At 37.1% G+C, this 13,060-nt stretch carries 11 protein-coding genes; 3 read left to right on the top strand and 8 right to left on the bottom strand.

The genetic code is table 11. The features are described from left to right. Positions 1–32: 32 nt before the first annotated feature. From ACX9YW_RS08695 to ACX9YW_RS08720, 6 genes are all read right to left on the bottom strand, one after another. On the bottom strand, positions 33–3,551 hold the full coding sequence (locus ACX9YW_RS08695; RefSeq protein ID WP_460344906.1) for an AAA family ATPase: 3,519 nt from the start codon (positions 3,549–3,551) through the stop codon (positions 33–35). Continuing rightward, on the bottom strand, positions 3,551–4,822 hold the full coding sequence (locus ACX9YW_RS08700) for a metallophosphoesterase family protein (protein WP_460344909.1): 1,272 nt from the start codon (positions 4,820–4,822) through the stop codon (positions 3,551–3,553). Before ACX9YW_RS08700 ends, ACX9YW_RS08695 begins: the two co-directional genes overlap by 1 nt. A 134-nt stretch (positions 4,823–4,956) precedes the next feature. Beyond that, positions 4,957–5,766 (bottom strand): zinc transporter ZupT, encoded by an 810-nt coding sequence (gene zupT / locus ACX9YW_RS08705; RefSeq protein ID WP_460344912.1) that lies wholly within the window; start codon positions 5,764–5,766, stop codon positions 4,957–4,959. 192 nt (positions 5,767–5,958) lie between these two features. Continuing rightward, complete coding sequence (locus ACX9YW_RS08710; RefSeq protein ID WP_460344915.1) at positions 5,959–6,198, bottom strand: glutaredoxin family protein; 240 nt, start codon at positions 6,196–6,198, stop codon at positions 5,959–5,961. A gap of 30 nt (positions 6,199–6,228) precedes the next feature. Then, positions 6,229–7,170 (bottom strand): magnesium/cobalt transporter CorA, encoded by a 942-nt coding sequence (corA, locus tag ACX9YW_RS08715; RefSeq protein ID WP_460345241.1) that lies wholly within the window; start codon positions 7,168–7,170, stop codon positions 6,229–6,231. A 126-nt stretch (positions 7,171–7,296) separates the two neighbouring features. Further along, positions 7,297–8,061 (bottom strand): nucleoside-diphosphate kinase, encoded by a 765-nt coding sequence (locus ACX9YW_RS08720; RefSeq protein ID WP_460344918.1) that lies wholly within the window; start codon positions 8,059–8,061, stop codon positions 7,297–7,299. Between the two features lie 98 nt (positions 8,062–8,159). Between ACX9YW_RS08720 and ACX9YW_RS08725 the strand changes: the two genes are divergently transcribed. Beyond that, the gene (locus ACX9YW_RS08725; protein ID WP_460344921.1) at positions 8,160–8,837 is read left to right on the top strand and encodes an SOS response-associated peptidase; all 678 of its coding nucleotides are present in this window, start codon (positions 8,160–8,162) and stop codon (positions 8,835–8,837) included. A gap of 84 nt (positions 8,838–8,921) precedes the next feature. Here the strand turns inward: ACX9YW_RS08725 and ACX9YW_RS08730 are convergent, their stop codons facing one another. Then, positions 8,922–11,024: a peptidoglycan D,D-transpeptidase FtsI family protein gene (locus ACX9YW_RS08730; protein WP_460344924.1), complete on the bottom strand. Its 2,103-nt coding sequence runs from the start codon at positions 11,022–11,024 to the stop codon at positions 8,922–8,924. Positions 11,025–11,233: 209 nt separating this feature from the next. Between ACX9YW_RS08730 and ACX9YW_RS08735 the strand changes: the two genes are divergently transcribed. Next, a complete protein-coding gene (locus ACX9YW_RS08735) occupies positions 11,234–12,046 on the top strand; it encodes a hypothetical protein (protein WP_460344927.1) in 813 nt (270 codons plus the stop codon). Positions 12,047–12,115: 69 nt separating this feature from the next. Here ACX9YW_RS08735 and ACX9YW_RS08740 read toward each other — a convergent pair whose 3' ends face one another. After that, the gene (locus ACX9YW_RS08740) at positions 12,116–12,271 is read right to left on the bottom strand and encodes a hypothetical protein (RefSeq protein WP_460344930.1); all 156 of its coding nucleotides are present in this window, start codon (positions 12,269–12,271) and stop codon (positions 12,116–12,118) included. 117 nt (positions 12,272–12,388) lie between these two features. Here ACX9YW_RS08740 and ACX9YW_RS08745 point away from each other — a divergent pair, with 117 nt between their 5' ends. After that, positions 12,389–12,808 carry a hypothetical protein gene (locus ACX9YW_RS08745; RefSeq protein ID WP_460344933.1) on the top strand — a complete coding sequence of 140 codons (420 nt, stop codon included), beginning with the start codon at positions 12,389–12,391 and terminating at the stop codon, positions 12,806–12,808. The last annotated feature ends 252 nt before the right edge of the window (positions 12,809–13,060 follow it).

A 13,060-nucleotide genomic window follows, 5' to 3' on the forward strand; every position in this document is an offset into this window, starting at 1 on the left:
TTATATTACTATAGAGATAGTATTATTATTTATTATACTAAGACCGAGCTTTGGGTTACCAATTCTATCGATTGGTAATCATGATCTAACGCAATATCAGTCATAATATCTACAAGTCTGGCATGATGGGTAAAGAAAATAACCTGCGTCTTCTCCGATAATTCTAGTATTATTTTTAATGTCTCTTTTGAACGCAAATCGTCAAAGTGAACAAGAATGTCATCTACAATAAACGGCAGTGGTTCATTTTCATTGGTATATTTTTCAATACTAGCAATCCGTAACGCTAAATACAATTGATCTGTCGTACCGTCACTCATACCTTCCATTGGAACCTTTTCGCCATTATGGCGAATACCCATTAAAACCGGCTGATCTTTTTCATCATAATCAACCATTAATCGGGAAAATGATCCGAGTGTTAATCGTCCAAAAAGTTCACTTGCTCGCTGTAATATCGGATCTTGATTTTGATTTCGATAATGCTCAATTCCTCTGTGCAACAGGGATGCTGCTAGTTTTAACCCGATATATTGTTCTGTCAAATGAGCTAATTGGGCTAGTACGCTCTCTTTCTCTTGCAGAGCAAGAACCGATGATGTGTTTGCACCTAGGATAACTTCCTCGTACTCTTTTTTTACACCTCCATGCTCTTGCTCTAAATGGGACCGGCTGGTTTCGAGATCTTGTAACTTTCGCTTAATTTCTGCTAAATCTCCTTCAATTGAATCTAGCTCTATTTCTTTCGATTCAGCTAGTAGTTCTTGTAATGACAGGCCATTCCCCAGTAACAGTAATTCTTCCTCTAAGTTTGCAACACTAGCTTCATAGGTTTTCTTCAAATTATAATCATTTTCTGTATCGATTAATTCTTCGATTGTTTGACAATCCAGTTGCTTCATTAAATTACTTATCGTTTCCTCAGCACTGTCAATTTCATGGGTAAATTCCTTAATGTTTTGTTGGAGCTTCTTCAATTGGGTTTGTATATTATTAATTGTTTGGCTATCCTTCTTGGCTTGCTGTAATATCTTATATAATTGTTTTACGATATACACAATATTATCGGATTCCAACATTAAATTGGTATTTTCTAGCACGCTTTTTGCTCTCTCTTCAAACATAGCCATTAAATTAGTAGCTGTTGTTTGTTCCTTCAACTTAAAGGTCAGTGCATCGTACGAAGCGATTCCTATTTCAAACTTCGCCAATAAGTTTTCTACCACTTCAGGAGAAGTATTTTCCGAGAAAGTAGTACCTTGAATCACTTCTGACCAATTGGCTTTCCAGCGAATAAGCCTTTCTTGAGCTTCAAGAATCTTCCCTTCCATTTGCCTATCCTTTTTTCTTTTTTCTGCCAATCCTTCCTCTATGTTTCTCCGTTTAAACATTGATTCTTGAACTTGCTTTTGATACTTTTCAGCGAGGATTAACAGCTCGTCCAAATTTAAACTTTCAGAAAGACTAATAAATGGTAACAACGCCGTTTTAAGGGATTGATAGTAATTCTGCCTACTTTCTTCCAGTTCACCTAATAACAATTGTTTATTTTTTAACTCCGCTGCACTTACTCGCATTTGCTGGTACATACCTAGCCATTCTTTCATTTCCACTGGCGAAAGAGGCTTGATTGAGGTTGGTTTCCATAGCTCCATCCATGCTACATCCAAATTGGCCAATTCATTTTCTGTAGACCTTTCTTCGAGATCCAGCTCTTGAAACTTTATTTCTGCATTGCGTATATCCGCCATTAACTTATTTTTTTCACCAACCTTAGCCGATTCAATCCGCATTTTATCAGCAATCGTATCAGCAAGACCAACACTTTCTTCGTAAACCGTTTCAAGTGCTTTACCATTTGTATATTCATCATTATTTTCATGGTGATTTCCAGATAATTTGGAACGAATTAGTTGCCAACCTTTATTTCGATGGTTTCGCACCATTTTTAAGTTATCCTCAGAAGGGATTTCTGATAATGATTCAAGCTCCCGAATTCTTGCTTCGGAATTTTCTATTGCCTCGAGCTGACTTCTTTTTAGTTCAGAAATCCTTTGCAACTTGGCATGGAGTTGACTCATTTCTGTTTCGTATTTTTTAATCGTCTCTATCAATACTGGAACATGGAGCTCCATTAACTGTTGAAAATTACCTTCCCATTGTGGCAGGCGATTTATTTCCTCTATCAAAAACTGTTCCTTCTGTGCACATTCTTGACGAAGTAATTTGATTTTATCATCCATTGCTCCCGCTTTTTTTACTATATTGATCATCAATTCTAATTCATGAATATTAGGTATCTCTGTCAAACGATCGAACTCTGCTTGAATTTTCTCTAATTGCTCACCGTTTTCAGCCTTTTCTTGTTTTAAACTGGACAGTGCTTGCTCAAGTAATGGCAATTGTTTAAGAAGTGACCGAATGGTGTCTTTCTTTTCAGCAGACAAACGGAAATATTCGATTGTACCTAAATCAGTGCCATAGTTCATTTCCTTTAAAAAGGATAAAACCTGTGCCTCTAGCTGATTTTTTTCACCGAATAATTTGGGAATTTGTTCAGATACATTTTCATATGATTGAAGCTCACGATATAAACGGTCAATGGAGGATTCCTGCTCTAATACGCCAGTTGGAAGGGATATTTCCTTTAAATTCCTATCTAAATCCCTCATTTCCTCTTCCGCTTTTTTCTTTTTCCATATTGATTCCTCAAGGTTTTGCTGCGCTGTTTTCCGAAGTTCTTGGAAATGATCTGTCAAATTTGGCACATCCGCTAGATCAATTAATCTATTTTGAACATCCTTTAGCATAGCAATTTTGGGAAGAGTTAACTTCATTCGATTCAACTTTTCCTGCTCACTTCTTAATTTCTTAAGGTCACTCAGTAAACGTTCAATATCCTTTTTGCCTTGTTCATATGTTTCTTCAAGGTCTTTCCAATTCTGAAGTTTTAGTTGATATTGGGAAATCTTCTTAGCCAAGTCCCGTTCTTCTTTAATTAATTTATTTAACGCTGGATTAGATGCCTTTTTCTTGTAGATTTCCCCAGATTTCTTCTCTAAATTCTCAAACACTTTGCTTAATAAGGTAATACCGGATGCTGCTGAGAAAAGACTTTCACCTAAATTTCCACCACTTTGAAGTAAGGCCTCGCCACCTTCACGTAAGCGGACATGATCCAACGCAAACATATTAAGAAATTGATTTTCGGATATACCGTTTAAAAAATGGGTTACAAGTTCTTCTTTCATAGCATTCCCGTTCTCATCAAGGACCGTATTGGTACGCCCTTTACGACGAGTGTAATGAAGGATATCGCCATTTAAATTTCTTAATTTCCCTTCAATTCGCAATTTGCTATTTCCATGGAGAAAGGAATCCCCCGTTTGGGTTGGGAATCCGTACAAGAAATGGGTAATTGACCTTAAAGAAGTACTTTTACCCGCTTCATTCGGACCATAAATAAGATGAAAATTTTTGGCTTGATCAAAGGTTATTTCATAATCGGTAAAGTGACCAACCGCTCGTAAATTTAGGAAATCAAATCGCATTAACTATTCACCTCAGCTCTCGTTAAATAATATAAAATTAAATCTTCTACTTCAGCTAGTCGCTGTTTAATTAGTTTCTTGTCACGGAAATGAAAGCCATCCTCTTTATTTTTTAATTCTACTGGCAAAACTTGTCCAATATCTTCAAATTCTTCTAAAAGCTCCGATAACAATTCTTCGTCCGTTTCTACCTTTTCAATAAAATCTAATATTATTGCAATTGGGGTATGTTGCTCTTTTAATTCTTCAATATTTATCAGTCTTGTAGTTTCTATTTTTACTTTTTCGACCCAGATATCTCCCATGCCTACCTCGCTTGAAAGGGCTCGAATATTATTAACGAAATGGTCCTTATTGACGATTAGCTCTTGGTGAATTTTTGTAGCTCCTTGAATGTTAAACCTTACTGCTAAAAACCTACCTTCTGCTGCTCGGTAAATTTGTTGGAGTGCTTCACGGGAATAATCCAATAATTCATCTATACTATTCGCCATTTGCGCATCCACTTCACAAATCTGCCAGCGCAAAACATCTAGGGAAAGATGGGAAAGACTTTGAATCATACCATCCCTAACAGTAACTAACGTACAGCCTTTATCCCCAGTTTCCTTGATGTGTCGTCCTTGAATATTGCCTGGAAATAGTACTATAGGATCCTGTTCATGTAGTAATTCACGAAGGTGAATATGTCCTAAAGCCCAGTAGTCATATCCTTTTTCCTTCATGTCTTCAATCGAGCATGGAGCATAATTTTCATGCCCTTCCCTTCCTGTCGCACTAGTATGAAGAATTCCGATATTCAGGTATCCCTCTTTTCGATTTGGATAGTTTTTGACCAGGTTATCCTCTACAGAGCGGGTAGCAAAGCCTTGTCCATGTATCGCCACACCTAGTTCCTCTAGAAAATATGATTCGGGTTGCTTGGTAGATAATTCGAAGACATTATTCGGAAGTTTCAGTTCTCTTGTAATTAAGCTTGCAGCATCATGATTGCCACGGATGAGGAACACTTTGATTTGTTCTTTTTGCAGTCGTACCATTTGATTCGCAAAAAACAACCCAGAATTATAGTCCTTCCAATCACCGTCGTACAGATCCCCGGCAATTATCACAAATGCGACCTTTTTTTCAATGGCCACATCAACTAGATTTTTAAAGGCATCACGAGTAGCACTACGAATCTTCTCTGCAGGAGCACCATCGTATTGCTCCAAACCAGAGAGCGGGCTATCAAGATGAATATCGGCGGCATGGATAAATGTAAATGACATGCTATTCCCTCCTCTTTTATATATTATTTTAATTAGTTTAATCTCATAATCTATTTTATCTCTTTTCTAAAGTTGCTAGCAACCTAATAAAAATGGATGATACCATCTCTAAGGTATCACCCACTTCGCAAACATTAAATAAATAAAAGCAAGCTAATCGCCATAACAGCCATTCCACCAATTAACCCGTAGATCGATAAATGGGCTTCATCGTACTTTTTGGCTGCTGGTAAAAGTTCATCAAGAGAAATGAATACCATGATTCCAGCAACGGCTGCAAAAATGATTCCAAACATGACATCGTTTAAAAACGGCATTAAGAAAAGCCAAGCAACAAGTGCACCAATCGGTTCAGATAAACCTGATAGAAAAGAAAGTTTGAACGCCTTTTTCTTGTCTCCAGTGGCAAAGTAGACAGGGACAGATACAGCAATTCCTTCTGGAATATTGTGAATCGCAATCGCCACAGCGATAGCAATACCAAGTCCAGGATCTGTTAACGCCGCAGTAAAAGTGGCAATTCCCTCGGGAAAATTATGAATCCCAATCGCTAATGCAGTAAACATTCCCATTTTCAGAAGGTCAGGTTCTTTTCCTCCTGTTCCCAAACCCTTCATATCTTCTACTTTTTTTAGCTCATGCGGATTGCCTTGTTTCGGAATAAATTTATCAATAGAGGCAATTAACAACATGCCTGCGAAAAATCCACCAACAGTCAACCAGTTTCCAGCTACATTCCCAAGGGAATCAACTAAAGCGACCTTCGCTTTAAAGAAAATTTCTATCATCGAAACGTAAATCATAACACCTGCGGAAAAACCTAAGCTAATCGATAAAAATTTCGTATTTGTTCTTGATGTAAAAAAAGCAAGCACACTGCCAATTCCTGTTGCAAGGCCGGCAAATAAAGTTAATCCAAATGCAAGTAATAAATTTTCGGCCATCCATACCTACCCCTTTAGAATCAATCTATTTTATTTCATTAAAAGTATAATATGCCCTAACTCAGAAAAGTTTCCTATGAGAAACATTTTACACCAGCCGAAACAAAAAAGCAGTAATAATGATTTATTCATGAAAAATAAAAAACGTGAAATGAAACGGCTTGTCGGCCGATCCATTTCACGTTTTTATCACTACTGTCCTTTTACCAATTCCATTAAGTCCTTTAATTCATTCGTAAAACCTTTAACGGCTTTACCCTCATACACCGTAACAGGGACACCTAAGAAACCATACTTCTCAACATCTTTTTGAAATTCAGGATTAAGTGAAATATTTCTTAATTCAAAGGGGATACCTTCGTCGGTTAGAACGCGTTTCACCATTGTACATTCAATGCAATCATTTGTCGTATATACGATCACTTTCCCCATCAATTAACCACCTCCAGCAAGTGTGTTTATTCATTTGAACCACCCTTTTCTCCATAACCAGATTATCATGGATGTACCGACAATTAACATTACCACTAGAACTCCAAAATAACCCCATTTATAAGTCAACTCTGGCATATAATTAAAATTCATTCCGTAAATACTCGCGATGAAAGTTAATGGTATAAAAACTGAGGTCATGACCGTTAACGTCTTCATGATGGCATTCATCCGATTGGAGTTAATCGAAATATAACTGTCGCGAATGTCCGCTGTCATTTCACGGTTTGATTCAATCATCTCAGAAAGCTTTAATAAATGATCATAAACGTCCATAAAATAGACGCGGTCCTCTTTTGGAATGATTAGTCTCTCAGAGTTTAGTATCCGATACATGAGCTCCCGCATCGGAAACACCGTTCGTCTTAATTTCAGCAATTGGCTTCTAATTCCGTATACCTCTTCAATAAGATTTTCATCTGCATCCTTTGTTTCTAAATCATTCAAATTGTCTTCAATTTTATATACGGTCGGAAAATATTCATCGACAATTTTATCCATGATGTGATAAAAAACATACTTAGAGCCTTGTTCGGCACTTACCTTTTCAGAATTTAATTTCTGGCGAACCATTTCTAGCTCCAATGAAGGCAAAAGATGAAAGCTGACAATAAAATTATGTCCAAGGAAAATATCGATTTCCTCAGGAACTAACGTGCTTGGATTCATTCTATGAAGAACGAAAAAATCATAACCATCATAATAATCTAGTTTCGGCCTCTGTAACAAGTGTAAACAATCCTCTATAGCCAATGGATGAAAATGGAAAAATGTTTTCAACAATTGAACTTCATCGTCTGTCGGTGCATCAAAATCAACCCAATACCATTGAATATCGGGTTTGGACAATCTCTCTAAAGGAATATTTGTTAATAATTTCAAATCTGTTGTAACCGCTATTGTTCGAATCATCATTCATTCGCCCTTTATACATTCAATATATCCTATTTTGGACGAAGATAGGAGAACTATCCACTATTTAGGTAAAAAAATAATCTCTTTACCTACTACTGTCCAAGCATACTGGTATTCTACCATTTATTTTCGACAAAACTCCGCTATGCCTGAGGCACTGTTTAGGTCATGCACCTGATCGCTTGAGAAACGACAGAATAAAAGACGGTCGCGCCAATATTCATTTTCAAATTGGTGAGGGTCTTTCATGGATTGGAAATTTTTCAATAATTTTTCAGGGTAATAGATAAGCTGAATCGTCCATTCTTTGATCTGCCTTTGCATTAAGACACTAGAGAGCCCATAAAGTTTTTCCCATTCCACTTCTTCCGTGAATTTAGTCGAATTTGCGAAGGTAACGATATGAACATATTCAGAAACTTGATTAGAAGCATGACTTAAAATGGTTTGATAGGTATCGCTTAATCCATACTGATCTCTGATACTTTCTGGGATAGTTGGATTCACATACATATCGGCCAAGTTCGGAAAAAATGGCTGCAGTAACTTTCGATATTCCAATATCGCATCATTTCGCCACTTCATTTCACTATAGTCATCATGATCAATCTGAAAGTTCTCATTGGCTGATAAACGGATGGATATTTCCGGTTTTTTAACTGGATGGACATCGATGGTGAACCAACCTGTATCATCCCCCAAAGCTTTTGAATAGTCTGCCAAGTCAACTACAAATTTCTCGTTATACTTTTTTTCCATATACGATAATGCTGACTTTTCAGCACTGCCAGTTTTGGCTTGGTAATATAGAAGGTCAAAAAAATAGATGCCAAATCCTACTAATGGAAGTAAGGCGAATATTCCAATGATGATTAAAATTTTCCTCATATTGCCTCCGTGGTATATCATATTTTTACCATTTTCTATCATAGCAGACTGGCCCCATTTTTTGCTAAAATTAGTTAATAATATTTTGAGGTGAAATTATGTGCGGTAGATTTACGTTGACTGTTACGATTGATGAATTATTGGATCGGTTTGAAATAGAATCTTTCCTTGAACAAGAGAATTACCTGCCAAGTTACAATGTTGCCCCTTCTCAATCCGTCATCGCAGTTATCAATAATGGTAGGCACAACAAGATGGGCTATTTGCGCTGGGGGCTCATTCCTCCTTGGGCTACCGATAGGTCTATCGGCCATAAAATGATTAATGCACGGTCGGAAACCTTAATGGATAAACCAAGCTTTCGAACAGCCTACCAAAGAAAACGCTGTTTAATTATTGCTGACAGTTTTTATGAATGGAAACGGGATGGGGATCAAACCAAAACACCGATGCGGATTAAATTAAGATCCGATGAACCTTTTGCTATGGCGGGATTGTGGGAAAAATGGGTAGCACCAGACGGCAAGCCAGTTTTTTCGTGTACCGTTATAACGACTGCACCAAATGAGTTAGTTCGCGATATTCATAATCGAATGCCTGTGATTTTACGGCAGGAGGATGAAAAGGTTTGGTTAGACCCTACGATAACTGATACTCGATTATTGAATCCCTTACTTGCACCACTAAACGAAAGCCTAATGGAAACCTATGAAGTTAGCCCCCTTGTCAACTCACCGAAAAACAACTCGATTGAATTGATTCAGCGGATTTGTTAAAGGAAATCGAAAGTTAGACTCTCCTTAAAAAGTACGGATATAGATAAAAGGCCAACCAGATTTTTTGTCTAGTTGACCTTTTTTTCACTGACCATTTTCTGTTGTTGATACCTGGTCATCCTTAGGCTGTTCTACTTGTGCCTCAGACTGTTTTTTTAAATCAAAATAAGCTTTGATAATATCTTGACCAATTAATTTACTAATTGGATGTTTATCCGTTTTTACATAAGGTACCACAACTGAAAAAGCAACCTCTGGATTATTAAATGGTGCATATCCAACTAACGTTAAATTGAAGGTCGGTTCATTAGTATGGAGCTTTTTCGTTTCTGAATCATAATAGAAGGATTGGGCAGTACCTGTTTTTCCTGCAAGGTTGTAGTCAGAATATGGTCTATAGCCAAAAGAGCCGGTCGCTGTTCCGCCGCTCTCCTGATATACCTGTCTAAAGCCCTCTTGAACCCTCTTAATATACTCATCTTTCATATCGACACGATTTAAAATCGCTGGTTCAAATGAGTCGACAATTTTCCCTAATTCACTATCTAAATTTGGTTCTCTAATTTCCCTAACTAATTGCAATTTCGCACGATAACCGTCATTAGCGATGGTAGAGACATATTGAGCCAACTGCATCGGTGTATAAGTATCATACTGACCGATTGCATAGTCTAATAAGAAGTTTGGACTATTTCCTGGAGCAAGTCCTGAAGCTTCATTAGGTAAGTCAATCCCTGTTTTAACACCTAGTCCAAACTGATTGAAATAGTAACGATAGGTGTCAAACGCTTTATAATTTAAAGGCAGTTTCATCATATGATAATACTCTGAGCCCAAAGAGCGGATTGCCGTTTTAAACATATAGACATTGGAAGACCGTTTTAAAGCTTCTAAATCATTAATTCTTCCCATTGTCCGCCATGAACTTTTCACAGGTGTGCTGGCAAGATGAATCGGTTGGTCAACCATATACGTATTCGGTTGAATGACTCCAGTCTGGTATCCAGTTAAAACCGTTGCCCCTTTCACCACCGAGCCCATTTCATAGGCCGAAGTAAATGTTCCTAATGCATAGTCCTGAACCTCATATTTACCATCTTTAAATGTTAATTTTTTACCTGACATAGAAAGGATTTCGCCTGTTCTTGGATTGGTCATGACAACGAACGCACGATCAAGGAATGGTCCACCGCCATTTTTTTTACCATCCACTAGCTGTTTCTCAATAATATCTTCTACTTGTTTTTGTAATTCTAAATCGATTGTTAAAACTAAATCTTTGCCACGTTGACCTTCAGAGATCACCTTTGCTTGTTCCACTTTGCCAGAAGAATCTACTTCGTATTCGGTCTTCGCTTTTTGACCACTTAACACATCTTCGTATTGCAATTCGATTTGACTTTTTCCGACGCGGTCATTTCGACTATAATCTCTTGATAGATAGTAATCTAATAAATCAGCCGGTAATCCTTCCTGATCTGAAGTAATGTTCCCTAAAATCGAGCGAAATGTATCACCATTTGGATAAATTCTTTGCCAATCTGTAAAAACATCAACACCAGGAAGATTCTCTAAGTTTTCGCTGACAACAGCCACTTCTTGAGGAGTAACATTTTCATTTTTTACAATTTGTGTCGTCAAAGCATAACCTGCAGCCATTTTACTATAGATCGCGGCTATTTCCCTTTCAGCAGGTGTAATAGTTAAGAGTTCACTTTCCTTAATTCGTTTCAATTGCAGCTTATATAGGTCCTGATTCGAGAGCTTTTTGTTGCTAAGCTCAGCTTTTGTTAGCTTCTTTTTCGCTTCATCAGGACGAGTTAGAATCCAAAAATCTTTTAAATCTCGTTCGGTCAATTTGTCTGCTTTTACGGTAATTAATTTTGCCAGTTTTTTAGCCGTTGCTAAAATTTCATTTTGCTTAGTATCTTGAGACTTCGTATAGGAAATCGCGTTTTTACCCGTGTTATCAACAACAATTCGACCATTCCGGTCATATATTTTCCCCCTAGGAACGGATTCTCGAATAATATGATTCTCTGTTCTACTAATCTCCTTTCGAAAATCCTCCCCTTTGACTATTTGCAAGGTTCCTAATTTTATGACTAGAATACTAAAACAAATAAACACAACTAAAAAAAGGATATTTAAGCGAAACGGTAACCCCGTATTTTTTTTGATTTCCATCTTTAATCACCTTTAGCTTCATATATTCAGTTATTTTTACGTTATTTCATTTTATCATAAATCATAAATGTATGGCTCTTTTAAAAATTTCCTATTACCCAAAAGTGAATGCATTTTATATTTTTGAGATATAGGGGTAGAAATGTTGCAATTGATTCTGCTTACTGGCAAACTAATGACAGAAATAAGAGAAGAAAGGGCGTGTGAAGATGACGGTCCAATTATCATTAAACGAATTTTTGAGTTACATCCCACCTAAAGGTGAATATGAGCATTTTCAAAACGAATCCCATTATGCAGAGAAACTAAAAGAATGGGGACTTTCCGCGAAAAAAGAATTTTGGTATAAGGATAAATTTCAGCAGAGAATGGTAAAAATTATTGGTTATGAACGATTTGGGTCCTCCGCTGAATTTAATACCTTAGTGATTGAATTTCCTGATGGAATGCTTTCATGTATCCATCCAGCATACTTAAAAGAGATGCAAGCATCCAGTTTCGGCAAAGAGCTTACGGTCCAACTAGCCCCTGAAACGCTCGACAATACCACTGAACCTACAATGGTAGAAGAAAACGCTCTAAATGATCATAGTACTTCAATAGAAAACTCGCCTGAAATAGTTGTCGCTGAGACAAAAGAAACGGCCAAACCAAAAGCATTTAAAGGGAAAAAAGAAAGTAAAACGAAACTTGTGCTCCCTGAAGATAAAGTCCATTTTACGGGGATTGTTAAACAGTTTGCCCTAAGCTGGAACCATTTTAATGAAGAAAACGATGAAGTTGTTGTCCTAGATAACGTTGTTATTGAAGGTGATGAACCAATAGAGGTTGGTCTTGCTTGGTGTGCTCACAGTAAAACTTTAAAAAAATTTGAGTTAGCGACTGGGAACCAGCTCGAATTCGATGGGAAAATCGTCAAAAAAAGCTTGCCTAAAGGGAAGAATGTTGAGGATGCGGCATTATTACTGGAAGATTCTGTTCCATACAAAATTAACAATCCATCTAAATTAGTGAAGAAATAAAAGAGCTAGGGCTTACCTGGCTCTTTTTACATTCCTGGCTGCATACTTTTTAAGTGTTTCGCTAAGTCTTCACCGTCCATTTTGCCTTCCTTCGAAATGGGATTTAGTCAGGTCCGTCGAAAATTCCGTTGTAGTTTGCCCCTTTTTTCTAACTAATTTTGAAGTTTGGATTGTCGCTGCAGTTAGATTATTATTTGGTGCTGCTTGTTCATTCCAGTCGCTCATATTTTTAGCCCCTTTCATCACTAATATGAACTCTAGCCGTTTTTTTATCCGTTCCAAAAAGACCCATCATAATCCTTCGTCAATAATACAAACTATCTATTAAGGTTGGTGATTATTTTGGTTCATAAATTCATCGTCTTATTACTTATCATGAGCTTTTTGAACCCATCTATATCAGATGGTGATTCCGTTAAATTTGTTGAACTTTTTGATGTCCAAAAGGACGCTGTTATTCAAACAGTGCCCCATAGCCCTACATTTCAAAAAGCCGCAAATGATTATCTTAATGGCATAAACCGAATATTTGTCAAAATAAACCCGATCCCAACGTCTGGGTATATGGTTAGAATCCCGTTAGAACCAGCCATTAGAGTTAAAAACGAATGGATAAACGAATTAGTTGACGAAGTTGTCATCGTACTGCCCAAAAACGACCAAGCATACCTAATGATCTTTGACGACGAAAACACCCCTCACTTCTTCTACTTCAAAGGAAACACAAACACCCTAACCAAAACCCTCACTTTAACGCTTTAAAGCAAGTGGGGACAGTCCCCACTTGCTTTAATGTGTTAAAGTGTTTTTTGTTTTTAGAGGAATGTGTTCCAGATGGCGTAGAAGAAGATTCCTAGCCCTCCAAGAAATACTCCTAGGCAAGCGAGGCTTGCTGGTGAACCCCATTGTATGTCTTTCATTATTTCTCCCCCAATCAATCTAATAGAATATCACTTCATAGTATAAATGACCTAGAGATATTTTCCAACAAACTTTTAAAATATTCTGTTTATA

The sequence above is a fragment of the Pseudoneobacillus rhizolycopersici genome (assembly GCF_054786815.1).

Coding starts and splice junctions, on each gene's coding strand:
- ACX9YW_RS08695 (WP_460344906.1), bottom strand. CDS start 3,551: ATGCGATTTGATTTCCTAAATTTACGAGCGGTTGGTCACTTTACCGAT.
- corA (WP_460345241.1), bottom strand. CDS start 7,170: ATGATTCGAACAATAGCGGTTACAACAGATTTGAAATTATTAACAAAT.
- ACX9YW_RS08735 (WP_460344927.1), top strand. CDS start 11,234: ATGACGGTCCAATTATCATTAAACGAATTTTTGAGTTACATCCCACCT.
- zupT (WP_460344912.1), bottom strand. CDS start 5,766: ATGGCCGAAAATTTATTACTTGCATTTGGATTAACTTTATTTGCCGGC.
- ACX9YW_RS08730 (WP_460344924.1), bottom strand. CDS start 11,024: ATGGAAATCAAAAAAAATACGGGGTTACCGTTTCGCTTAAATATCCTT.
- ACX9YW_RS08710 (WP_460344915.1), bottom strand. CDS start 6,198: ATGGGGAAAGTGATCGTATATACGACAAATGATTGCATTGAATGTACA.
- ACX9YW_RS08720 (WP_460344918.1), bottom strand. CDS start 8,061: ATGAGGAAAATTTTAATCATCATTGGAATATTCGCCTTACTTCCATTA.
- ACX9YW_RS08740 (WP_460344930.1), bottom strand. CDS start 12,271: ATGAGCGACTGGAATGAACAAGCAGCACCAAATAATAATCTAACTGCA.
- ACX9YW_RS08725 (WP_460344921.1), top strand. CDS start 8,160: ATGTGCGGTAGATTTACGTTGACTGTTACGATTGATGAATTATTGGAT.
- ACX9YW_RS08700 (WP_460344909.1), bottom strand. CDS start 4,822: ATGTCATTTACATTTATCCATGCCGCCGATATTCATCTTGATAGCCCG.